Annotated in this window: 23 protein-coding genes, 1 tRNA gene and 1 other RNA gene; 10 read left to right on the top strand and 15 right to left on the bottom strand. The window is 71.3% G+C overall.

Annotated elements, in window-relative coordinates:
- The first annotated feature begins 55 nt into the window (after window positions 1-55).
- On the top strand, window positions 56-526 hold the full coding sequence (locus ABZS42_RS14280) for a YbaK/EbsC family protein (protein WP_355145193.1): 471 nt from the start codon (window positions 56-58) through the stop codon (window positions 524-526).
- A 130-nt stretch (window positions 527-656) separates the two neighbouring features.
- On the top strand, window positions 657-941 hold the full coding sequence (locus ABZS42_RS14285; RefSeq protein WP_355145194.1) for a DUF427 domain-containing protein: 285 nt from the start codon (window positions 657-659) through the stop codon (window positions 939-941).
- A 236-nt stretch (window positions 942-1,177) separates the two neighbouring features.
- On the opposite strand, the gene ABZS42_RS14290 is transcribed toward ABZS42_RS14285, so the two are convergent.
- The 4 genes from ABZS42_RS14290 to ABZS42_RS14305 all read right to left on the bottom strand — a co-directional run bounded on the left by ABZS42_RS14290 (window position 1,178) and on the right by ABZS42_RS14305 (window position 5,741).
- On the bottom strand, window positions 1,178-1,642 hold the full coding sequence (locus ABZS42_RS14290) for a hypothetical protein (RefSeq protein ID WP_355145196.1): 465 nt from the start codon (window positions 1,640-1,642) through the stop codon (window positions 1,178-1,180).
- A 107-nt stretch (window positions 1,643-1,749) separates the two neighbouring features.
- Window positions 1,750-3,702, bottom strand: a complete 1,953-nt coding sequence (locus ABZS42_RS14295; protein WP_355145198.1) for a VWA domain-containing protein — start codon at window positions 3,700-3,702, stop codon at window positions 1,750-1,752.
- Between the two features lie 2 nt (window positions 3,703-3,704).
- Window positions 3,705-5,168: a sigma 54-interacting transcriptional regulator gene (locus ABZS42_RS14300; protein ID WP_355145200.1), complete on the bottom strand. Its 1,464-nt coding sequence runs from the start codon at window positions 5,166-5,168 to the stop codon at window positions 3,705-3,707.
- 75 nt (window positions 5,169-5,243) lie between these two features.
- Window positions 5,244-5,741: a hemerythrin domain-containing protein gene (locus ABZS42_RS14305; protein WP_355145202.1), complete on the bottom strand. Its 498-nt coding sequence runs from the start codon at window positions 5,739-5,741 to the stop codon at window positions 5,244-5,246.
- 119 nt (window positions 5,742-5,860) lie between these two features.
- Here ABZS42_RS14305 and mgrA point away from each other — a divergent pair, with 119 nt between their 5' ends.
- The 3 genes from mgrA to ABZS42_RS14320 all read left to right on the top strand — a co-directional run bounded on the left by mgrA (window position 5,861) and on the right by ABZS42_RS14320 (window position 7,832).
- A complete protein-coding gene (gene mgrA / locus ABZS42_RS14310; protein ID WP_355145204.1) occupies window positions 5,861-6,856 on the top strand; it encodes an L-glyceraldehyde 3-phosphate reductase in 996 nt (331 codons plus the stop codon).
- A gap of 99 nt (window positions 6,857-6,955) precedes the next feature.
- A complete protein-coding gene (locus ABZS42_RS14315; protein WP_132346848.1) occupies window positions 6,956-7,078 on the top strand; it encodes a 50S ribosomal protein L36 in 123 nt (40 codons plus the stop codon).
- Window positions 7,079-7,409: 331 nt separating this feature from the next.
- A complete protein-coding gene (locus ABZS42_RS14320; RefSeq protein ID WP_355145206.1) occupies window positions 7,410-7,832 on the top strand; it encodes a hypothetical protein in 423 nt (140 codons plus the stop codon).
- Between the two features lie 57 nt (window positions 7,833-7,889).
- Here ABZS42_RS14320 and ABZS42_RS14325 read toward each other — a convergent pair.
- Both ABZS42_RS14325 and ABZS42_RS14330 read right to left on the bottom strand, forming a co-directional pair.
- A tRNA-Ala gene (locus ABZS42_RS14325) sits at window positions 7,890-7,962 on the bottom strand.
- A 148-nt stretch (window positions 7,963-8,110) separates the two neighbouring features.
- Window positions 8,111-8,701, bottom strand: coding sequence for a YqgE/AlgH family protein (locus ABZS42_RS14330; protein ID WP_355145233.1), 591 nt, complete (start codon window positions 8,699-8,701; stop codon window positions 8,111-8,113).
- 160 nt (window positions 8,702-8,861) lie between these two features.
- Between ABZS42_RS14330 and ABZS42_RS14335 the strand changes: the two genes are divergently transcribed.
- Together ABZS42_RS14335 and mdlC are read left to right on the top strand one after the other, a co-directional pair.
- A complete protein-coding gene (locus ABZS42_RS14335; RefSeq protein WP_355145208.1) occupies window positions 8,862-9,665 on the top strand; it encodes an S-methyl-5'-thioadenosine phosphorylase in 804 nt (267 codons plus the stop codon).
- Between the two features lie 147 nt (window positions 9,666-9,812).
- Entirely contained in the window at window positions 9,813-11,408 is a 1,596-nt protein-coding gene (gene mdlC / locus ABZS42_RS14340) for a benzoylformate decarboxylase (protein ID WP_355145210.1), read from the top strand.
- Between the two features lie 24 nt (window positions 11,409-11,432).
- On the opposite strand, the gene ABZS42_RS14345 is transcribed toward mdlC, so the two are convergent.
- From ABZS42_RS14345 to pruA, 8 genes are all read right to left on the bottom strand, one after another.
- Window positions 11,433-12,389 (bottom strand): hypothetical protein, encoded by a 957-nt coding sequence (locus tag ABZS42_RS14345; protein ID WP_355145212.1) that lies wholly within the window; start codon window positions 12,387-12,389, stop codon window positions 11,433-11,435.
- 90 nt (window positions 12,390-12,479) lie between these two features.
- Window positions 12,480-12,855, bottom strand: a transfer-messenger RNA (tmRNA) gene (gene ssrA, locus ABZS42_RS14350).
- 105 nt (window positions 12,856-12,960) lie between these two features.
- Entirely contained in the window at window positions 12,961-13,440 is a 480-nt protein-coding gene (gene smpB / locus ABZS42_RS14355) for an SsrA-binding protein SmpB (protein ID WP_355145235.1), read from the bottom strand.
- 149 nt (window positions 13,441-13,589) lie between these two features.
- A complete protein-coding gene (ftsX, locus tag ABZS42_RS14360; protein ID WP_355145214.1) occupies window positions 13,590-14,465 on the bottom strand; it encodes a permease-like cell division protein FtsX in 876 nt (291 codons plus the stop codon).
- A 70-nt stretch (window positions 14,466-14,535) separates the two neighbouring features.
- Window positions 14,536-15,216 (bottom strand): cell division ATP-binding protein FtsE, encoded by a 681-nt coding sequence (gene ftsE / locus ABZS42_RS14365; protein WP_073832794.1) that lies wholly within the window; start codon window positions 15,214-15,216, stop codon window positions 14,536-14,538.
- 119 nt (window positions 15,217-15,335) lie between these two features.
- Window positions 15,336-16,457 carry a peptide chain release factor 2 gene (gene prfB / locus ABZS42_RS14370; RefSeq protein ID WP_355145217.1) on the bottom strand — a complete coding sequence of 374 codons (1,122 nt, stop codon included), beginning with the start codon at window positions 16,455-16,457 and terminating at the stop codon, window positions 15,336-15,338.
- Window positions 16,458-16,576: 119 nt separating this feature from the next.
- Window positions 16,577-17,092 (bottom strand): PadR family transcriptional regulator, encoded by a 516-nt coding sequence (locus ABZS42_RS14375; RefSeq protein WP_355145219.1) that lies wholly within the window; start codon window positions 17,090-17,092, stop codon window positions 16,577-16,579.
- A gap of 148 nt (window positions 17,093-17,240) precedes the next feature.
- Entirely contained in the window at window positions 17,241-18,869 is a 1,629-nt protein-coding gene (pruA, locus tag ABZS42_RS14380) for an L-glutamate gamma-semialdehyde dehydrogenase (protein ID WP_355145221.1), read from the bottom strand.
- A gap of 337 nt (window positions 18,870-19,206) precedes the next feature.
- Here pruA and ABZS42_RS14385 point away from each other — a divergent pair, with 337 nt between their 5' ends.
- A complete protein-coding gene (locus ABZS42_RS14385; RefSeq protein ID WP_355145223.1) occupies window positions 19,207-20,367 on the top strand; it encodes a hypothetical protein in 1,161 nt (386 codons plus the stop codon).
- Window positions 20,368-20,498: 131 nt separating this feature from the next.
- Here ABZS42_RS14385 and ABZS42_RS14390 read toward each other — a convergent pair whose 3' ends face one another.
- The gene (locus ABZS42_RS14390) at window positions 20,499-21,008 is read right to left on the bottom strand and encodes a hypothetical protein (RefSeq protein WP_355145237.1); all 510 of its coding nucleotides are present in this window, start codon (window positions 21,006-21,008) and stop codon (window positions 20,499-20,501) included.
- Window positions 21,009-21,224: 216 nt separating this feature from the next.
- Between ABZS42_RS14390 and ABZS42_RS14395 the strand changes: the two genes are divergently transcribed.
- Both ABZS42_RS14395 and ABZS42_RS14400 read left to right on the top strand, forming a co-directional pair.
- On the top strand, window positions 21,225-21,452 hold the full coding sequence (locus ABZS42_RS14395) for a helix-turn-helix domain-containing protein (RefSeq protein ID WP_076474191.1): 228 nt from the start codon (window positions 21,225-21,227) through the stop codon (window positions 21,450-21,452).
- A 102-nt stretch (window positions 21,453-21,554) separates the two neighbouring features.
- Window positions 21,555-22,157, top strand: a complete 603-nt coding sequence (locus ABZS42_RS14400; protein WP_355145225.1) for an Rv3235 family protein — start codon at window positions 21,555-21,557, stop codon at window positions 22,155-22,157.
- The last annotated feature ends 322 nt before the right edge of the window (window positions 22,158-22,479 follow it).

Here is a 22,479-nt window from a genome sequence, read left to right on the forward strand (position 1 = left end):
CCACGTTGGCCTTTTCATACTCCCCACCAGCCCGCTGCGGGTTACGGTGCACGACATGCCGTCACCCGCGCTCGCCGCCCTCGACGCCGCCGGCCTGCCGTACCGGGTTATCCAGCACGCGGCGGTGACCAGCCTCGCGGAGGCCGCCGCCGTACGCGGGGTCGAGGTCCCCGACGTGGTGAAGACGATCGTGGTGCGGCGCGGCCCCGACGACCACCTCTTCGTGCTCACCCCCGGCGGCCGCGTCGTCTCCTGGCCGAAGCTGCGCACCCTGCTCGGCGTCAACCGCATCTCCATGCCGGACGCGGCGACCGCGAAGGCCGTCACTGGCTACGAGCGCGGCACCATCACCCCGTTCGGCGCGACCACGGCCTGGCCGGTGATCGCCGACGAACGGGTACGCGGCCGGACCATCACCCTCGGCGCGGGCGAGCACGGGGTGGCCGTGGCGGTGGACGCCGACGCGGCGCTCGACGTGCTGGGCGCCACCGTCGCCGACGTCACCGACCCGGAGCCCACCCGCTGACCCGGTCTCGCCCGGCGCCCCGCGGTACGCGGCGGGACCGAGCGGTACGCGGCAGGACCGAGCGGTACGCGGCAGGGCCGGGCGCAAGATCAGTGGTCGCGAGCGGGCCGGGCGACATAGCGTGGGACGCATGCCGAAAGCCGTCTGGAACGACCTGGTCATCGCCGAGAGTGACGACACCGTCGTGGTCGAGGGAAACCACTACTTCCCCCGCTCCGCGCTGCGCGACGACCTGATCCGCGAGTCCGACACCCACACCGTCTGCCCGTGGAAGGGCACCGCGTCGTACTACTCATTGGAGCACGACGGGCGCAAGAGCGCCGACGCGGTCTGGTACTACCCGAACCCGAAGCCGGATGCCGAGATGGTCCGCGACCGGGTGGCCTTCTGGGGGGACATCCGGGTCGTCGAGTGACGTGCCCGCGGTGGGCGGGGCGGCCACGCCTCCGGGCAGGTGTCGACAGCCGAGCTCGCTGATGCGCCCAGCAGCCACGTCTCCCCGGAGCCCGATACCTCAGAGGCATTTTTATGCCTGAGAGGTATCGGGCCCGCACCCGAAACGTGCCTTGGTCGGCGTTGTTGAGGGCGGCTTCGTCGTGCCTGCCGGGACCGTTCCGGCTGACCGGCCGAGCGCGGATCGCCGCCCGCCGGTCAGCCGGAGCGCAGCATGCGCAGCTGCGCGAGATGCTTCGGCAGGTGCACGGTGGTGTGCAGGTCGAGAGTCCTGCCCCACGGCAGGACGTCGTCGACCCGCAGGTCGAAGCCCTCGCGCAGGTGGGTCTCGACCGGGGTCTGGGCAGCCGGCCCGAGCCGGTCGGTGAGCGCGCAGAGCTTCCCGCTGGTGGCGCGGAGCAGCGTGGCCAGCCCGTTCAAGCCGCCGTACTGCGCGACCAGGGCGTCCACCTGCGGGCGGTGGATGGTCTCCAGGTCGTAGTAGGCGAACGGCGAGCCGGCCAGCACCGCCTCGGTCGCCGCGAGCATCAACTCGTCGTTGGCGGCCAGATGCGCCACGATCTGCTCGGCGTTTAGCTGACCGGCGGGCGGCGCACCGAAGCCGCCCTCGTCGATCTCGGCGAGCACCTCCTCGTACGCGCCCCGTAGCCTCCCGCTCTCCACCAACCCAGTCAACCCTGCGCCGCCCCGCCGATCACGTGGTTGTGGTGGCCGGTTCACCCGGACGGGCGCCCCGCCACCCCAACTCGCGTGATCGACGACGCGCGGCGTCAGCCGCGGCGCTGGCGTGAACGCAGGTAGTCGGAGACGACGTACTCGCCGAGGTCGTCCGGATCGGGCGTGAACATCCGGCCCTTCGAACGGCGGGCCACCGCGTCGACGAAGCGGCGCAGCCCCGGGTCGTCGCCCAGCATGAACAGGTTCAGCGTCGCCCGGTACCGGGCCAGGCGGTCCACCTCGCGGATCGTCGCCTCGATCGTCTCCGGCAACGGTGGCCAGTGGAAGTACGCCTCCCCGTCCTCCGGGTCGAGGTGAGCGGTCGGCTCCCCGTCGGTCACCACCAGCACCACCGGTTCGGCGTCCGGGTGCCGGCGCAGGTGCCGGCCCGCCAGCCGGAGCGCGTGCTGGAGATTGGTGCCCTGCTCCATGTCCGGCTCGACCGCCGCCAGCTCCTGCTGGGTCAGCGGCATCGCTTCCCGGCCGAACCCGATGATCTGAAGCGCGTCCTGCGGGAACCGGGTCGCCATCAGGTGCGACAGGGCCAGGGCCGTCTGCTTCATCGGCCCCCAGCGCCCCTGCGAGATCATCGAGTACGACAGGTCCACGCAGAGCGCCACCGCCGCCGAGGCACGCCGCTCGGTCTCCACCACCTCGAAGTCCTCGACCGCGAGCTGCACCGGCACCGACGGACCGGCCCGGCGTACCGCCCGGGTGAGGGTGCGCACCACGTCCAGCGGCTGCTCGTCGCCGTACTCCCAGGGCCGGGAGGCGCCACTCACCTCGCCGGCGGCGCCCGCCGAGCGCAGGTCGTGCTGACCGCGCGGCCCGGCCGTCAGGTCGGCGAAGACCCGCCGCAGCGCGGTGCCGCCGAGCCGGCGCAGCGCCTTCGGGCTCAGCGTCAGCCCCTCGGCGTCACGGGTCACCCAGCCCTGCCGGCGCAGCTCCCGCTCCAGGTCCCGCAGCCGGCGTACGTCGTCGGCCGCGTCCCGCCCGAGCGTACGGGCGACCGCCTCCACGTCGACGTCGTCCAGCGTCGCCCCGGGATGCTCCTGGTCGAGCTGGTCGAGCAGGTCGTCCAGCTCGGCGATCTCGTCGAGCACCCCGGTCGCCTCGCCGTAGCCGAGCGGCTGCTCGCCCCGGACCCGCTCGCCCCGTCCCCAGCCCAGGTCGGGCCGGAGCGCCCGCAGGTGCGCGTCGAGCTGCGACATCTCCCCGGCCAGCTGCTGGCCGAGCGACTGCTGCATGAGCCCGGCCAGCTCCTCGCGCTGCCGGTCCGACAGGGAGCGCATCAGCCGTTCCCCGGCGGCCGCCCGGCGGGCCAGTACGTCGATCAGCTCGTCAACGTCCTTCGGCTGCTCCGGGAAGAACTCGCCGTGCCGGCGCATGAACTCGGCGAACGCGTCGCCGGTGTCCTCCGACCGGGCGTGCCGGGCCAGCAGGTCGTTCAGGTCGTGCATCATCTCGCCGAGCCGCTGCTGGGCCGCCGGGTCCGCGGTCGCGCGGACCGCGTCCCGCAGGCCGGCGAAACGCTGCCCGAGCACGTCGTCGCGGAGCCCGTCGAGGATCTGCTGGTAGGTGCGGCGGGCCTCCTCGCTGGCCCACTGGTAGCCGGACAACTCCTGCACCGCCCGCGACGTGGAGCGGGGCAGGTTGTCCAGCACCGTCTCGGCGAAGCGCGCCGCGTCGTCCTCCCGGCCGCGCAACTCGTCCCGCTCGGCCGCGAGTGCCTGGTCGAGCAGGGCCTGTGACCGGGTCACCGCCCCGTCCAGGTCACCCCGGCGCAGCGCCTCCCGGCGCATCCGCCGCGCCCGGGCGGCCAGCTCGTCCAGGCCGCGCCGCCCGTTGGGGCCCCGGCGCAGCAGGTCACGCAGCGTCTCCCGCAGGCTGCCGCCGGCCAGCACCTCGGCGCCGACGGCGTCGACAGCCTCACGTACGTCGTACGGGGGCGCGAGCGGGTCCGGTCCGCCGCGCCACTGCCCGTACCGGAACCGGTTGCCGGCCATGCTCAGCCCCGGTCGCCGTAGACGGTCCGGCCGGACTCCGTCACGTCCTTGCCCAGCCGGCGGGTCAGGTGCAGCCCCTCCAGCACGAACTCGACGCCGGCGGCGGCCTCCGCCGGGATGGGCGCGTCGCCCATCCCGAGCCGGTCCAGCACCTTCGCGAGCCCCGGCACGGTGCCCACCTGCCGCAGCAGGTCGGCGGAACCGACCAGCTCGCCGGTCTCGATCACGGTGCCCTCGGCGACCAGGTCGGTGAAGCCGGAGAGGTCCAGCCCGGCCAGCCGGGCCCGGAACGTCTCGGCGGTCGCGGTACGCAGCAGATGGGCCAGGATCTCGATCTCCCGCCCCTCCTCGCCGCTCTCGAACTCGACCTTCCCGCGCAGCGTGGACGTCACCGAGACGGCGTCGCCGATCCGAGCCACCGGGGCCTCGGGGCGGGCGACCTCGTCATCCGAGCCGGTGGCGAGCAGGGAGGCTCGGCGCAGCGCGGCGGCGGCCACGGTCTCGGCGGCGGCGATGGCGAACCGGGCGGACACACCGGAACGCGGGTCCACCGACGGCGACTCGCGCACCGCGCGGGCGAACCGGGCCAGCACCTCCAGCACGTGCTCCGGCACCTCGGCGACCAGGTCGGCCTCCTGCCGGATCAGGGCCAGCTCCAGCTCCAGCTCGACCGGGTAGTGGGTACGGATCTCCGCGCCGAACCGGTCCTTGAGCGGGGTGATGATCCGGCCCCGGTTGGTGTAGTCGTCCGGGTTGGCGCTGGCCACCAGGAGCAGGTCCAGCGGCAGCCGCAGCTGGTAGCCGCGGACCTGGATGTCCCGCTCCTCCAGCACGTTGAGCAGTGCCACCTGGATCCGCTCGGCCAGGTCGGGCAGCTCGTTGACGGCGAAGATGCCGCGGTTCGTCCGCGGCACCAGGCCGAAGTGGATCGTCTCGGGGTCACCGAGGGTCCGGCCCTCGGCGATCCGGATCGGGTCGACGTCGCCGATCAGGTCGCCCACGCTGGTGTCCGGCGTGGCGAGCTTCTCGCCGTACCTCATCGATCGGTGCAGCCAGCCGACCGGAAGGTCGTCGCCGGCCTCGGCGACCTGGGCGCGGGACGCCGGGGTGAGCGGGTGCATGGGGTGCTCGTTGAGCACCGAGCCGGCGATGACCGGGGTCCACTCGTCCAGCAGCGCCGCGAGCGAGCGGATCAGTCGGGTCTTGCCCTGGCCCCGCTCGCCGAGGAGCACCAGGTCGTGCCCGGCGAGCAGGGCCCGCTCGACCTCGGGCAGGACGGTGTCCTCGTAGCCGACGATGCCGGGGAACCGGTCCGCGCCGGTGCGCATCCGGGCGATGAGGTTGTCACGGAGTTCCTGCTTGACGGTGCGGTAGCGGTGACCGGCCGCTCGCAGCTCGCCGAGCGTGCGGGGCAGGTCGGCCGGTGGAACCGGGATTACCGGGTTGGGCGCAGTCACTCGACCCACGCTAGCGCGCGCCGGGTGGGGGTGCCCGCCTGATGGCCGGCACACCCGGCGGCGACTCCCCCGCGCCGGGGAGATCTATCGGTGCTCGCGCACGTACCCCTGGGGGTCCTTGTCGCGGAAGACCAGGTTGCGGCCGTTCTTGTGTTCGCCGTAGAAGGTCAGCCAGCGGTGGCCCAGTTCGGCCCGCAGCTCGGCGCCGGCGTGCCGGCGGAAGTCAGGCAGCGCCTCGTCCTCCTCCTCGGCGAGGTGCTCGCTGTTCTCCCGGCGGGCCCGCCACACCGCCGCCCACCACTGGTCGGAGCCCACCGGGTGCAGCTTGGACTCCGCGATCGCGTCGCGGATCTTGTTGTGGTCGCCCACCGCATCGACCGTCTCGGCCTCGCCCTCGTCACCGTGCCGCACGAGGTGCGGATAGAGGATGGCCTCCTCGGCCTCGGCGTGGATGTCGAGGTGCAGGGCGAGCGCCTCCCAGATGCCCAGCAACTCCTGCTCGTCCCGCGCGTCGTCCAGCCGCGCGAACCCGCGCCGGAACGCGGCGTGGTCATCCATGATCATGGCGGTGATGTCGTCCATCTGGCTCCCCGTTCTCTTGCCGGCGTGGTGGTCAACTCCTCGCCGGCCGGGTGGGTGACGCCGGCCGACGCGACCCGGTCACCGCCGCTCGGCGGGTCGCCGCCACCCGGCATAGGCTCATGATCGTGACCTATCTCGCCGCGGACGACCGCTACGACACCATGACCTACCGGAGAAGCGGCCGCAGCGGACTGCGGCTGCCCGCCATCTCCCTCGGCCTGTGGCACAACTTCGGCCCCGACCGCCCGTACGAGCGGCAGCGAGACATCGTCCGCCGCGCGTTCGACCTCGGAGTCACCCACTTCGATCTCGCCAACAACTACGGTCCGCCGCCGGGCACGGCCGAGGAGAACTTCGGCCGCATGCTGGCCACCGACCTCAAGCCGTACCGCGACGAGCTGGTCATCTCCAGCAAGGCCGGCTACCTCATGTGGCCCGGCCCGTACGGGGAGTGGGGCTCCCGCAAGTACCTGATCTCCTCGCTCGACCAGTCGCTGCGCCGCATGGGGCTGGAGTACGTCGACATCTTCTACTCGCACCGGTTCGACCCGGACACCCCGCTGGAGGAGACGATGGGCGCGCTGGACGCCGTCGTCCGCTCCGGCAAGGCGCTCTACGTCGGCATCTCCAACTACAACTCCGAGCAGACCGCCCGCGCCGCCGCGATCCTGCGCGACCTGGGTACGCCGCTGCTGATCAACCAACCGTCGTACTCGATGCTCAACCGGTGGACCGAGGCCGACGGCCTGCTGGACACGCTCGAGGCGGCCGGGGCCGGCTGCATCGCGTACAGCCCGCTGGCGCAGGGCCTGCTCACCGACCGTTACCTGGGCGGCATCCCGTCCGACTCCCGGGTACGCACCAGCGTCTTCCTCAACGAGAGCGACCTCGACGAGAAGCGGATGACGATCATCCGGGCGCTCGGCACGATCGCCGAGCGGCGCGGCCAGTCGCTGGCCCAGCTCGCCCTCGCCTGGGCGCTGCGTGACCCGCGGATGACCAGCCTGATCATCGGGGCGAGCAGCGTGCCGCAGCTGGAGGCCAACGTCGCGGCGCTGCGCAACCTCGACTTCAGTGCCGAGGAGCTGGCCGAGATCGACCGTCACCTCGGTTGAGCGGACCCCGGGGTGGTGTCGGTGGGGCGGGGAATCTGGGGCCGCGCCCCGGCGTTGACACCCACGGAACCGAAGACCCCACCCCGAGGAGGGTCCGAGATGAAGGTACGTAGCTCCCTGCGCTCGCTGAAGCAGAAGCCGGGTTCGACGGTGGTCCGCCGGCACGGCCGGGTGGTCGTGGTGAACCGCGCGAACCCGCAGTGGAAGGGCCGCCAGGGCTGAATTGACGCAAACGGCGCCGTCGCGAACAGCGACGGCGCCGTTGTCGTATCCGCAATGGCGCCGTCGTGAGCAGCGACGGCGCCATTGTCCGTATCCGGGCCGCGAATCCTCTCTCCAGAGCCCATAGGTGACGTTGCGGGCACGCCGCCCCGTAGGCGGCGTTCGGGGCGAGGCCGCAGCTGGAGCGGGGCCCGCCCGTTTGCCCGACTCAGGCGGTGGCGCCGCCATCGACTCAGCACGCTGACGGCAGCCTTGGAAGCGGCGTCCGCCATGTCGGCGTACGACCTCGGCGATCATTGCCGCGACCTGGTCGCTGTCGGTGACGTCGGCCGTGCCCCAGTCGATCTTGCCGCCGTGTGCCTGGATCCGCGTGGCAGCCTCGGCCAGCCCGTCGGTGGATGATGCGAGCATGCATGAAGTGACTCGGCAGAGTGAAGTCGAGGAACAACTGCGACAAGAAGTCAGAGAACTGACCGATCTACTGCGTAGCGACGCCGACTTCGGAGATCTTCGTGACCTGCTGACCAATCACGGTCTGGTCGCATCGGAAACTCTTCTGGTGGGATTTATCGGTGGCGAGGACGACAGCTCGTCCGGCGTTTTCGTAACCACCGACCTGGAATGTGTCGTCTTCGAGACGGGCTCGAACGGTCAGCTGATCCGATGGGAAAGCACGGATGATCTCAACGCGCTGACGAAGGACTTCCGGGCGGTGGCCACCGGGGTCGCCATGAGACGGACGGACGACTTCTGAGGTCCGGAACGACGAAGGGCGTCCGTCATGCCTGACGAACGCCCTGATCGCGAAGGGTGGAGCCGAGGGGACTCGAACCCCTGACCCCCACACTGCCAGTGTGGTGCGCTACCAGCTGCGCCACGGCCCCTTGCTGCTGTCCCGGTCGCCCGGGCACTGGCGAAACTATACACATGCCGGCCACCGCGGTCATCTCGCGGGGTCCCCCGGTCGCGGCCGGCGGCCGGACCCCGGCGCCGACCTGATGGGCGATCCCGACCCCAGGGCGGGCCCGCGCGTCAGTTCAGCGCCACGTCCGGCGGGAAGTGGGCCACCGCGGCCATCATCCCGCCCTGCCGGCGCAGCACCATCGGCCACAGGTCGTCGGGGCGGTCGACGAAGGCGTCACCGGGCAGGGCGTCGAGCACGAACCAGGATCCCTCTTCGATCTCCTGCTCCAGCTGCCCCGCGCCCCAGCCGGAGTAACCGGCGAAGACCCGAATACTGCCGATGTGCTCCCGCAGCCGCTCCGGGTCGACCGAGAGGTCGATCGTGCCGACCGCCCCGGAGATCTGCTGGAAACCCTTGACCCGCTTGATGGGGTGCCGCAATCGGGCCAGGCAGATCGCGCTGTCCGGCTGCACGGGGCCGCCCTCGAACAGCACGGCAGGGTGGCGGGCCAGATCGTTCCAGCCGCCGAGCACGTCGGCGACCGGCACCTCGGTGGCCCGGTTGAGCACCACACCGAGCGCCCCGCCCGGCTCGTGCGCCACCAGAAGCACCACCGTGCGGTCGAAATTCGGGTCCTTCAGCGCCGGTGTCGCGACCAGCAGCCGCCCGGTCATCGACTCCATCGCCCGCCCGCCGATCGCCTGGCCCTCTCCGTGCATCTCCACACCCGTCACCTGTGCGCCGCGGCGCAGGAATCGTCGCCACTCACGCCGGTCGGCTCCCGCGCTGTCAACGCCATGCCTGGCACCATAGCCTGCGTCCGGGATGGTGGCTAAGGTCTGAGCGGGCGGTGATCGTGCGCTGGAGAGGATGCGACAAATGAGGGCTGCGGCCGAACTCGCGGTGATCGGCGGCTCCGGTCTGTACAGCCTCCTGGACGGAGCCAGCGAGCACGAGGTGGAGACACCGTACGGGCCGCCGTCGGACCGGATCACGATCGCCGAGGTGGGCGGCCGACAGGTGGCCTTCCTGCCCCGGCACGGCCGGGATCACCGGCACCCGCCGCACCTGATCCCGTACCGGGCGAATCTCTGGGCGCTGCGGTCGCTCGGGGTGCGCCAGGTGCTCGCGCCGTGCGCCGTGGGCAGTCTGCGCCCGGAGTTCGGCCCCGGCACGTTCGTCGTGCCCGATCAACTCGTCGATCGCACCAGCGGGCGGCCTCAGACTTACTACGACACCGGCGCGGTGCACGTCCCCTTCGCCGACCCGTACTGCCCGAACGGCCGCCGTACGCTGCTCGCTGCCGCCGCGGGCCGGGAGGTCTCGGCGGTGGACGGAGGCACGGTCGTGGTGGTCGAAGGGCCACGCTTCTCCACCCGCGCCGAGTCGCGGTGGTACGCCTCCCTCGGCGGCACGGTGGTCAACATGACCGGCCATCCGGAAGCGGTGCTCGCCCGCGAGTTGGAACTCTGCTACACGTCGATCGCTCTGGTCACGGACCTGGACGCCGGGCTGGTCGCCGGTGAGTCGGTGACTCAGGCCGAGGTGTTCCGGGTCTTCGGCGAGAACACCGATCGGCTGCGGGAGGTGCTGCTGGACGCGCTCGCGGCGCTCCCGAGCGAACGGGACTGCCCCTGCGGGCACGCGTTGGCCGGCATCAAGTTGCCCATCGCACTGCCCTGAGGGCCCTCGCGGCGGCGGAGACCAAAACCACAGCGCCGACGAAACGCCCGAATCGCCTGCCCTGTGCCGATAGATTCGAAGAGGTCGGGGGCAGCCAGCCAACGCCGGCGAGCCGCAGCACGCGCCGCGACACGGAGGCAGGTGGCGATGGCAACGGTCCGGGACACTACGTACGACCTGTTGCGCGACCTCGGGATGACCACCGTCTTCGGCAACCCCGGCTCCACCGAGGAGCCGTTCCTCCAGGAGTTCCCCGCCGACTTCCACTACGTGCTCGCGTTGCATGAGGCGTCCGCGGTCGGTATGGCCGACGGGTACGCCCAGGCCACCGGCCGTCCGGCGCACATCAACCTGCACACCGCCCCGGGCACCGGCAACGGCATGGGCAACCTGGTCACCGCCTGGCACAACAAGACGCCGCTGATCGTCACCGCCGGCCAGCAGACCCGGGAGATGCTGCTGCTCGAACCCCGGTTGACGAACCGCCGCGCCGCGGAACTCACCCAGCCGTACGTGAAGTGGGCCTACGAGCCGGTCCGTGCCCAGGACATCCCGGCCGCGCTGCTGCGGGCGTACGCGACCGCGGTGCAGCCACCCGCCGGGCCGGTCTTCCTCTCGCTGCCGCTCGACGACTGGGCGCAGCCCGCCGACCCGCCCCCGCCGCTGCGCTCGGTGGCCACCCGGTACGCCCCCGACCCCGAACAGCTGGGACACTTCGCCGCCGTGCTGGCCGCGAGCCGCGCCCCGGCTCTGGTGTTCGGCGCGGCTGTGGACCGGGCCGACGGCTGGGCCCTGGCGAGCGCGCTGGCCGAGCGGCTGGCCGCCCCGGCCTGGTCGGCCCCGGCACCCGAACGGGCCGGCTTCCCCGAGGACCATCCGCACTACCGGGGTGTGCTGCCGTTCGCCATCGGTCCGCTCGCCGAGGCACTCAAGGGGCACGACACCGTACTGGTGGTCGGCGCTCCGGTCTTCCGCTACTACCCGTACGTCCCTGGCTCCTACCTGCCCGACGGCGCCCGGCTGCTGCACGTCACGGACGACCCGGACGAAGCCGCCCGAGCACCGGTCGGGGACAGCCTGCTTTCCGACTCCGGACTGGCCCTGGCCGCACTGGTCGACCTGCTGCCGGCGGCGGACCGCCCCCCGCCGGAGCCCCGACCGGCGCCGACGCCGCCCGAGGTCACCCGCCCGCTCAGCGCGGACGCGCTCTTCGCGGCGTTGGCCCGACACTGGCCCGAGGACGGGGTGCTGGTCCAGGAGACACCGTCGAACCTGCCCGCGCTACGCCGGCATCTGCGCATCACCCGACCGGCGTCGTACTTCACCATGGCCAGCGGCGGACTGGGTTACGGGTTGCCGGCCGCGGTGGGAGTCGCCCTGGCGGAGCGGGACACCGGACGCGGTCGGCCGGTGGTCGCGGTCATCGGCGACGGTTCCTTCCACTACTCCGTGCAGGCACTGTGGACCGCCGCGCGGCTGCGACTGCCACTCGCCGTCGTGGTGCCGGTGAACCAGCAGTACGCGATCCTCAAGGCGTTCGCGGAACTCAAGGACGCCCCGGGGGTGCCCGGTCTGGACCTGCCCGGCCTGGACATCACGGCGGTCGCCGGCGGGTACGGCTGCGCCACCGCGGTGGTGGAGACACCGGAACAGTTGGCCGACGCGCTCGCGACCGCGCTGCGCCACGACGGCCCCACAGTGCTTCCGGTGCCGATCACCACCGACCTGCCCAGGATCATCTGATCCGGCGGGCCACCGTCCGGCAGCTCAGCGCGTGCCGATGCGCAGCGGCGCGCCGGTGACCACGTCCAGCACGGGCCGCGCACCCAGCGGCGATTCGAGGGTGACCTCGACCGGCTGGAGCTTGAGCTGATCGGTGCAGACACCGGCGCTGCGGGTGACGCCGCCACCGACGACCACCACGTCGTCGCGCTCGTACACGAACGGGGTGATGTCGGCGTCGCAGGCGCCGACGCCCAACTGGTACGAGATCCGGTTGCCCGCCACCGCCTGGAGGTGCTGTGCCCCGACCACCCCGTCCGGGACGGCTCGGGGCAGGAGGATCGGTTCCGGCACGTCGGTGACCGCGTCCGGGGCGACCGCCAGCCGGGCCACCGGACTGGTCAACTCCTCGACGGTGAAGAGCCAGGCGGGCACCTGCGCCTCGCCGCGGCTGGTCCAGACCGGTGCGGTGCCGAGTCGTACGGCCGTGACGGTCAACGGGGCGCAGGCAGCCTGCGGCGCACTGGTGGCCCAGCCGTCCGGTCCGGGTTCGATGGTCGGCCCACCCTTGGTCCGCGGTGGCGCCGCCGGCCGGCCCGGGCAGGGCGGTGGGTCGCCCTGGTCCAGTTCCCGGTACGCCTCGGCCGCGCCGACCAACGGAACGTCCAGCGTGCCGTCCGGGAAGCTGATGGTGCCGTCGGCCGGGCGGGCGGTGGGCATTGCGATCTGGTCCCGGTACCAGCCGTTGCGGAACGCCGTCTCGGTGTCGCTGGTGAAACCCGGCTCGCCGGTCAACAGGGTCGGCCCCTGTAGCGGCACGTACCCCTGCGTCCACTCCGGGACGGGCTGCCAGGCGTCGGCGACCTCGGCCGCCTGCTGCTCGAAGCCCGGGCTTGTTCCGGGCGGGGAGCCGGTCGGGGCGGAGACGCGCACGGCGTCAGCGGGCGCACAGCCGGCCACCAGCAGCAACGGCAGACCCAGTAGGAGCACTGAACGACGCATACCCGGTTCGACGTTGCGCCGGGACCATCGGTTCCGGGGCCGGATACGACTGTGCGCCCCGGTCCGGGTGGACGGGGCGCACACGTCATCTGGTGGAGGTGCCGGGAATCGAACCCGGGTCCTTCGCCGGTTTGTCAGGGCTTCTCCGAGCGCAGCTCGCTATGCCTCTACTCGGCCCCACCGCTCACGCGAGCAAGTTGGTGTGACGGGCCCAGTCGCTGATTGATCTCGCCGCACGGACCCCGCGACCGGGTCCGGTTGGCCAGCCTCCTAGCTGATGCCGGCAGACTGGGACGAAGGCGTTCCCAGGCCGACAGACTCGCTACTCGCCTCAGGCGGCGAGAGCGAAGTCAGCGCGATTGTTCTTGGCGCTTATAAGTTTCCGACGACCGATTCTCGAGACGACGTCGGCTTCCTCGGCTCGCTTCCCCTGTCGCTGCGTACGAAGTCGAAACCAGTCACCCCCTCGACGGGCCGCCGTTGTGGCGGCACTGACAAGACTAACGCCTGCCGCAACGGGTTTCATCCCGAGCCTCCACCCGGCGAGTTCGACCCGCGCAAAGCAGACAAATCACTCAGGCATTCCCTTACCGCGCCGGCCGCTGACCCGGGCGATCTCCCGGTCCGCGTCCCGCTTGGCGAGGTCCTGCCGCTTGTCGTACGACTTCTTACCCTTGGCCAGGCCGATCTCCACCTTGGCCCAGCCGTCGGAGAAGTAGACCTGCAACGGCACCAGCGTCAGACCGGACTCCCGGGTCTTCCCGATCAACCGGTCGATCTCCAACCGCTTCAGCAGCAACTTCCGCGTACGCCGAGGCTCATGGTTGGTCCAGGTGCCCTGCGTGTACTCCGGGATGTGCATGCCGTGCAGGTAGAGCTCGCCGTTGCGCTCCTGCGCGAACGCGTCCACCAGCGAGGCACGCCCCGCCCGCAGCGACTTGACCTCGGTGCCGGTCAACGCCATGCCCGCCTCGTACGTGTCGAGGATGGCGTAGTCGTGCCGTGCCTTGCGATTGGAGGCGACGACCTTCCGTCCCTGTTCCCGTGGCATCGGCGCCACCTCCCTTCCGGACGTGTCGACGACCGGGGCGACCCGGCCGACAGCGGAGATCATGCTACCTAACCACAAGGGCCCTCCCCCGCCGAATATTCCGGCGCGAGAGGGCCCTGGCGACGATGCCGGGACGACCCGTACGGCAGCTAGACCCGCAGGTAGAAGCGGAGCGTGACCCACGCGGTGACGGCGCTGACCAGACCACCGACGCCGGCCATCAGCGGGTAGATCAGGAAGATCTCGCCCCACGACACCGGCGTGATCAGGCCCTCCAGGGCCGCCAGCGAGCTACCGGCGGCCGTGACCTTCAGGACAGCCAGGGCCACCAGGCCGAGGACCGAGCCGAGCAGACCCGCAACCACGGCCTCCAGCACGAACGGCGCCTGGATGAACCAGTTGGAGGCACCGACCAGCTTCATGACCGCGACCTCGCGTCGCTTGCTGTAGGCGGCCACCTGGATCGTGTTGGCGACCAGCAGCAGGGCGGCTATCGCCATCACGATCGCGATGGCGAGCGCGCCGTTCTGGAACCCGCTCAGTACGCCGAAGACCTTGTCGAGCAGCTTGCTCTGGTCGACGATCTCGTCGACGCCCTCGCTCTCCTTGTACTGGTCGTAGATGTTCTTGTACTGCTCCGGGTTGTTGAGCTTGAGCCGGAACGACTCGGGCAGCTGGTCCGGCTTGACCGCGTTGACCAGGTCCGGAGCGTCGGCGTACATCTGCTGGAAGCGCTCGTACGCCTGCTCCTTGTCGACGTACAGGACTTCCTTGACCATGGGGTCGCTCTTCAGCTTGCTGTCCAGGTCAGCACGCTGCTCCTCGGTCACTTCCTGGGTCAGGAAGATGGAGACCTCGATGTTCTCGTAGTAGAGGTCCTTCATGTCGCCGACCTTCTGGTAGAGAAGGCCGCTACCGCCGAGCATGAACAGCGACACCGCCATCGTGATGATCATCGCGATGGTCATGGTCACGTTGCGCCACAGTCCGACCAGTACCTCGGACAGGACGTATTTCATCCGCATCGGGAATTCCTCCGGGTCTCCGGCATGAGGTGTTCGTCGTCAGCTCGTACGGCGGGGTGGGAGCGGGGGCTCACCCGTAAACGCCGCGGGCCTGGTCACGCACGATGCGGCCGCTCTCGATCTCGATGACCCGGCGCCGCATCTGGTTCACGATGTTGGAGTCGTGCGTGACCATCACGACGGTCGTGCCGGTGCGGTTGATCCGGTCCAGCAGGCGCATGATCTCGATCGAGGTGTCCGGGTCCAGGTTTCCCGTCGGCTCGTCGGCGAGCAGGATCAGCGGGCGGTTCACGAAGGCCCGCGCGACCGCGACCCGCTGCTGCTCACCACCGGAGAGTTCGTGCGGGTAGCGATGCTCCTTGCCGCCGAGCCCGACCAGCTCGAGCACCTCCGGCACGACCCGGCGGGCAACCGCCTTGGTCTTGCCGATGACCTCGAGAGCGAACGCCACGTTCTCGTACGCGGTGCGGTTCGGCAGCAGCCGGAAGTCCTGGAAGACGCAGCCGATGGAACGCCGGAAGTGCGGTCGCTTCCAAGAACGCATCGACGTGACGTCCTTGCCGTTCACGACCACCCGACCCTTGTTGGGCGTGACCTCGTGCAACAGCATCTTGATGATCGTGGACTTGCCGGAGCCGGATGGGCCGATGAAGAAGACGAACTCGCCCTTCTCAATGGAGACGGACACGTTGTCGAGCGAAGGCCGGGACGCCTTCGGGTACGTCTTCGTCACTTGCTCAAGCTGAATCACGGGTGGTGAGTCTACGCGGTGTAACCGCAGAGCCAAGTCCCACGCCCCGCAGATGCGGAGCGCGTCATCGATTTAGACTGTTGTGCCGGAGATCGACGACGCGCTGAGCCCGCAGGCCGTCACGCATTGTTGCCGGCAAGCTCCCGCTGCTTGCGCCACCGGATCCCGGCCTCGATGAACTCGTCCAGGTCGCCGTCGAAGACCGAGCTCGGATTGCCGGTCTCCTGCTCGGTTCGGAGATCCTTCACCATCTGATAAGGATGCAGGACGTACGAGCGCATCTGGTCGCCCCACGAGCCGGCCGCGTCGGTCTTCAACCCCTGAAGCTTGGCCTGCTCCTCCTGCCGCTTGCGCTCCAGCAGCCGGGCCTGGAGCACCCGCAGCGCCGACGCCTTGTTCTGCAGCTGGGACTTCTCGTTCTGGCAGGTCACCACGATGCCGGTGGGGATGTGGGTGATGCGCACCGCCGAGTCGGTGGTGTTGACGCTCTGCCCACCCGGGCCGGAGGACCGGTAGACGTCGATCCGCATCTCGTTCTCGGGGATGTCGATATGGTCGGTCTGCTCCACGACCGGCAGCACCTCGACACCGGCGAAGCTGGTCTGCCGGCGACCCTGGTTGTCGAAGGGACTGATCCGGACCAGCCGGTGCGTGCCCGACTCGACACTGAGCGTGCCGAACGCGTACGGGACCTTGACCGTGAAGGTCGCCGACTTGAGGCCGGCCTCCTCGGCGTACGAGGTCTCGTAGACCTCGGTCGGGTAGCCGTGCCGCTCCGCCCAGCGCAGGTACATCCGCAGCAGCATCTCGGCGAAGTCGGCGGCGTCCACCCCGCCGGCGCCCGCCCGGATGGCGACCAGCGCCTCCCGGGAGTCGTACTCGCCGGAGAGCAGGGTGCGGACCTCCATCTCCTGGATGGCCTTGGTCAGCCCGGTGATCTCGCTCTCCACCTCGCCGAGCACACTCGGGTCGGACTCCGCCTCCGCCAGCTCCAGCAGGACCTGGGCGTCGTCGAGCCGGGAGCGGAGACTGGAGAGTTTGCTGATCTCGCCGTTGACGTACGACAGCTGCGAGGTCACATGCTGCGCCTTGGCCTGGTCGTCCCACAGGTCCGGCGCGGAGGCCTCCTGCTCGAGTCGGGCCTTGTCCTCGCGCAGCCGGTCGAGGTCGAGCACTGCCTCGATGTTGCGCAGGGTGGCGTCGAGTTCCTTGAGCTGTTCGGCGTAGTCCGCAGCGGTCACGACTGATAAGCGTACTGCGAAGGATGAGGACTCAGCCTGCGAGCCCCGCAGTCACCGGCAAAAACCTGCTGGTTCCGCGCGCCGCACAGCTCACGCCCCGGAGGCGACCCGCCCGCGATTCACCCGACCGGGGCGCTCTTCAGCCAGGACAGCGCCGCCCGGTGGTACGCGACAGCGAACTCCAGGGCGCTCGCGTCGTACATCTCGCCCTCCTTCTTGGCGTTCTTGACCTGCTCCCGGACCTGCGCCAGGGCCTCGGTGTGGTACTCGTTCGCCTCGGCGTAGAGGTTCTTGAGCTGGCTGGCCGAGTGCAGGTTGCCGAAGGCCATCCGCAACGCGACCGGGTTACGGATCGTGTCCCGGCCGGGGTTTTCGGCCAACCACTTCGCGAATGTCCGCTTTCCGGCCGCCGTGATCGCGTACGGCTGACTCAACCGCGGCCCGGGCTTGCCCAGCCGCACCATGCCTCGCTCGGCCAACACCGGCAACTCCCGGTAGACCTGGCTGCGGGTCATCGACCAGTACGGCGCCAGACGGCGCTCAGCGGCGGCCATCAGTTGACCGCCTGTCATCGGGCCCTCGTGCAGCAGGCCGAGCAAGGCCGCCGCCGTGGGGTTGACTCCGGAATCCGCCATGGGCATTACGCTGCCACTTTGCCGACGCGCCGTCCAGGATTTGACGGTTTGCCACCCAACAGGTCTTCCAATGTGCACTGTCGGCCGACGACAGTCCGTTGAGGTGCCGAGGGCCCCCTGTCCCAGCAGGGGGCCCTCCGGCGTCCGCTCAGCCCATGTGCGGGTACGTGTGGTCCGTCGCCGGCACGAACGTCTCCTTGATCGTCCGCGGCGACGTCCAGCGGACCAGGTTGTGCCAGGAGCCCGCCTTGTCGTTGGTGCCGCTCGCCCGCGCACCGCCGAACGGCTGCTGCCCGACCACCGCGCCGGTCGGCTTGTCGTTGATGTAGAAGTTGCCGGCCGCGTACCGCATCTTCTCCGCCACCCGGTCGACCACCTCGCGGTCCGTCGCGAAGATCGACCCGGTGAGGGCGTACGGAGCGATCGACTCGGCCTGCGCCACCACCTCGTCGAAGCGGGCGTCGTCGAAGACGTGCACGCCGAGGATCGGCCCGAAGTACTCGGTGGTGAACGTCTCGTGGGCTGCGTCGCTGCACTCGAAGAGGGTCGGCCGGACGAAGTACCCGACCGAGTCGTCCGCGGTGCCGCCGGCCAGGATCCGGCAGGTGTCGTCGCCGGAGATCAGCTCCAGCGCGGCGGTGTGCCGGGCGAACGCCTTGTCGTCGATCACCGCGCCACCGAAGTTGCTGAAGTCCGTGACGTCGCCGTACGCCAGCCCGTCCGCCGTGGCGGCGAGCCGGTCACGCAGGCCGCCCTCCCAGATGGAGCGGGGGATGTACGCGCGGGACGCGGCCGAGCACTTCTGGCCCTGGTACTCGTAGGCGCCGCGGATCAGCGCGGTGTGCAGCGCGTCGACGTCGGCGCTGGTGTGCGCCACGACGAAGTCCTTGCCACCGGTCTCGCCGACCAGGCGTGGGTAGCCCCGGTAGCCGGAGATGTTCTCGCCCACCGTCCGCCACAGCTGCTGGAAGACCTTCGTGGAGCCCGTGAAGTGGATGCCCGCCAGGTCCGGGTCGGCGAGCACCACGTCGGAGACCTCCTCGCCGCGGCCGGTGACCATGTTGATCACACCGGGCGGGAGGCCCGCCGCCTCGAACAGGCGCATGGTGAAGTGGGCGGCGAACTGCTGGGTCGGGCCCGGCTTCCAGACCACCGTGTTGCCCAGCAGCGCCGGGGCCGACGGCAGGTTGCCGGCGATGGCGGTGAAGTTGAACGGGGTCACCGCGTAGATGAAGCCCTCGAGCGGGCGGTGGTCGAACCGGTTCCACGTGCCGGCCGAGGAGAGCGGCTGCTCGGCGAGAAGCCTGCGGGCGAAGTGGACGTTGAACCGAAGGAAGTCGATGAACTCGCAGGCCGCGTCGATCTCCGCCTGCACGACCGTCTTCGACTGGCCGAGCATGGTGGCCGCGTTCAGGGTGTCCCGCCACGGGCCGGAGAGCAGCTCGGCCGCGCGCAGGAAGATCGCCGCACGCTCCTCGAACGGCAGCGCCCGCCACATCGGGGCGGCGGCCTTCGCGGCCTTGACGGCGGCGCGGGCGTCGTCGTGCGTGGCGTGCGCGGTGACGCCGAGCACATGCGCGCGCTTGTGCGGCTGGACCACGTCGATCGACGCGCCGCCGGCCATCCGCTGCTCACCAGCGATGGTCATCGGCAGGTCGATGCGCTCGGCGGCGAGCTGGGTCAGCCGCCGCTGGAGCCGCTCCCGGTCGGCACTGCCCGGCTCGTAGGTGCGTACCGGCTCATTGCGCGGTTCGGGGACGGAGAACACGGCGTCCATGAAGGCTCCTGGCGATCTCGACAGCGGTGGCGGAACCGGACCCGCGGGCACCGACCGGACGGCCGGACGCCGCACGACGTACCGGGTTGACCGGCCACGACGGCGGGACCTGGGGAGATTGTTTCACGGGCGGGTGACCGTCATGCTTCCCCGTCGCCACGCCCGGACGAGCGCCTGATGATCGGATGACCGCCCCCGGTCACGCACATGCTCGCGGCCCGCCCCGGCGGGGCCGACCGGACGCGGCGTGACGGGCAGGTGGCGGGCGCGCGGGACGGGCACCGGAGGCGGCTACCCTGGGTGGTCGGTGACCTGCCGACCCCGCGAAGGGAAGACGATGACCAAGCAGCCCGGCGGCCCCGACGCCGCGCAGCCGGACCAGGACGCGGACGGCGACACGGCGGAGACCACGGCCGGTGAGGCCGGCCCGGCGTCGGTCATCGACCCCGCGACCGACGAGCCGGCCGCGCGCCAGGCCGAGGCGGCGGTGGACCACGACCCGGCCAGCGACCGGACGGATGCCGCGGACGCGGTCGACGGCGAGGACTCCGCTCGGGTCACCGGTCCCGTGCCGGCGCCCGCCGCGGCCCTGCTCGCGCTGCTGTCGCTGGGCTGGCTGGCCGCGATGCTCTGGTCGACCCGCGAGGCGATCCACTCGGCGGAGGCCGGCGTCACCGTGATCAGCCTCTCCGCCTTCGCGCTGCCCGGGGTGATCTCGGCCGCCCTGGTGGCCGGCGCCGCCGTCGCCCTCACCGGCGGCAATGCCCTGGCCCGCCGGTACGGCGGTGGAATCACCCTGCGCTTCGTGGGCGCGATCGGCGCCGGCATGCTGGTCGGGCTGGTCGCCGCGATAGCCATCAACCTCACCTACGCGGACAACGCCACCACCAACGTCATCGCCGGCACGACCGCCGCCGCGGCGATCATCGGCGGCGCGGTGGCCGGCGCCCGCAACGCCCCGGTGGTCGGCGCGGTGGCCGCCTCGGCGCTCGGCGCACTGATCTTCGTGGTCGCGTTCAGCCAGGCCCGGGATCCGCTCTTCGACCTCTTCGGCGCGGGCGACACCCAGGAGTCGCTGGTGAACGCCGCCAAGTGGGTGTCGCGCACCGAGTCCCTGCTCGCCGGACTGGTGGCGGGGCTGCTGGCCTTCGCGTACCTGTCCTGGTCGAAGCGCCGCACGATCCGCCGCGACCCGGCCGCGACGCTGCCCCGCTGGCCGGCGTACCTGCTGGCCGGCGCCGGGCCGGGGCTGTTCCTGCTGCTCGCCGAGGTGATCATCCGGGTCGGCGGGCGCGCCCTGCTCGACCTGGCCGGCGCGCTCAGCGAGGCGGACTCCGTCGCGCAGACCATGCTCGGTACCTCGCGCGTGGACAACGGCATCTGGGTGCTCTTCGTGGGGGCGCTGACCGCGCTCATCGCGTTCGGCCGCACGCTCGGCTCGACCGAGCGCGAGGACGACCCGGCCGAGGACCCGGTGGCGGCCGGCGCCGGCCGCTGACCGGACGAGCCCGGTCAGAGCGGACGATCGCAGGGTCCAACCCGCCGCTCTCGGGTCTTCCGGCCGATCTCCGGTCTTCCGGCCGATCTCCGGTCTTCCGGCCGATCTTCGGCCGGCGCGGCACCGGGCCGTCAGGAGGCCGTACGCAGGAGCAGGTCGAGCTCCGTGACGTCGTACCACTCCAACTCGTGGTCCTCGGCGCCGTCGACGGTGAACTGGGCGTCCGGGTCCCCGGCGAGCGCCTCGACCACCACCTCGGCCGCTGCGGCGACATCCTGGACCGCCTCCGCGCCGTCGACGTGGACGGCCGCCACGGCACCCACCGGCACCGCGCCGGTCAACGCGACGATGCTCGAACCGAGTTCCCCGTCGGCCCGTCCGACAGCGGCGGCCGGCAGGTCGGCCGAGACCACCACCCGGCGGCGGGGGGCACCGGGATCGGCCCGGAGCAGTTGCAGCGCGTCCTGGGCGGCACGGGTGAAGGCGACGTACTCCAACTCCTCCTCGTCGCCCTCGGCGTACCACTCCCGCAGGGCCGGCGTGACCGCGTGCGCCTCGGCGGCGGCCAGCCCGTGCTCGCGCAGCCGGGCCAGCATCGGTACGGTCGCCGGAACGTACACCCGGACAAGCTGGTCGGTCACGGTCGTCTCCCCGCTCAGGTCCTCCACCGGCTTGGCACCGGCCCGGGCGCAGATCATGCCGTACGCCGTGACCGTCATACACCCCGCGTCCGGCCGGTGGAAGTTCCGGGCCGGTGTGTCCGACGGCGCGGCAGGGCGGCGGCGCCGCACGAATGCTGTGGTTCGCAGGGTGACGATGGCAAACTGAGGCAACCGAAACCAACTGAGGGAGTTTCCGTGGAGCCGAGGTTCCTGCTCCTGTCCGACGTGGCCGCCGAGCTGAACGTGTCGGATTCGCAGGTCTACCACATGGTGCGCAGCGGCGAACTGCCCGCGATCAAGATCGGCGGACGCGGCCAGTGGCGCGTGGAGCGCGCCCGGCTGGAGGAGTACATCCAGCAGAAGTACGCGGAGACCGCCGACTGGGTACGCAGCAATCCACTGACCGAGCGCGACGCCGAATAGCCGGACGAGAGCGGCACACCATTGACCGATGGCTCTGCCCTGGCCGACAATAGGAGCTGGTCGAAGGCAAACGAAGGCAAACGCAGGGTTTGGGAGCAGCCGATGAACCGTCGTCCCGGGCCGTCCCGGCCCCCCATCCGCCTCCGCCCCGCGCCGCCGCTCGACCCGCCGTACGTCGACGACGAGATCGGCTGGTCGCCACCCACCCACGGCCAGCTCGCCCTCGACCTGTTCGCACCGAACCGGCCCGACATCGGTCACCCGCCGGTCCGGCGGGCCGGGCTCCGGCCGGCACCCACCGGTCCGGGACGTGGCCCGGCCACACCACTGCCGCCCGACGCCCTGGTCACCGCCACCCCGGAAGCGACCCGCGCGGCACACCGCTTCGTCTCCACATGCGTTGAAGTACTCAACGGCTACCGGCCGCCAGCGCAGCTACGGCCCCTGCTCGATCCGCCCCGGGCGCACGACCTCCTGCCCGAACTGTCGCGCGCCGCCAGCCGCATCGGACCGCCACACCGCCGCGCGGCCCGGTCCGCCCGACCCACCGCACGGTTGCGGCGCCTACGGGCAAGCGAGCCCCGCACCGGGGCGGTCGAGGTGGCCGCAGTGCTCAGCAGCGCCGCCGGACGCAGTTGGGCACTCGCACTCCGCCTGGAACACCGTCGGGGCCGCTGGCTCTGCACCGCACTGCACGTCCTCTGAACCCGCCGCCCACCGGGCCAACCGTCGGAGTGGGCGCACGACCGGAACCGGCCCGGCGGCCGACACCGGCTTGGAACCGGCCAGCGGACGGGTCGAGGCCATGGACAGGACCAGGTTGACGCCAGGGCCGGGACCGCTGGTGCGGGGTGGTCCACGATCCCCGGGCCTGGCCCGGGGCTGGAACCTGGCCCGCGGCCGGGACCGCGCCGGGCCCGGGGCGGGGCCGGGGCCCGGGGCGGGGCCGGGGCCCGGGGCCGGGGCGGCGCGAGACCGGGCCGAGGCCGGCGCGAGGCCGGGGCCGGGGCGGGGCCGGGCCGAGGCC

It is taken from the genome of Micromonospora sp. NPDC005367 (assembly GCF_040606825.1).
Lineage (GTDB): Bacteria > Actinomycetota > Actinomycetes > Mycobacteriales > Micromonosporaceae > Micromonospora.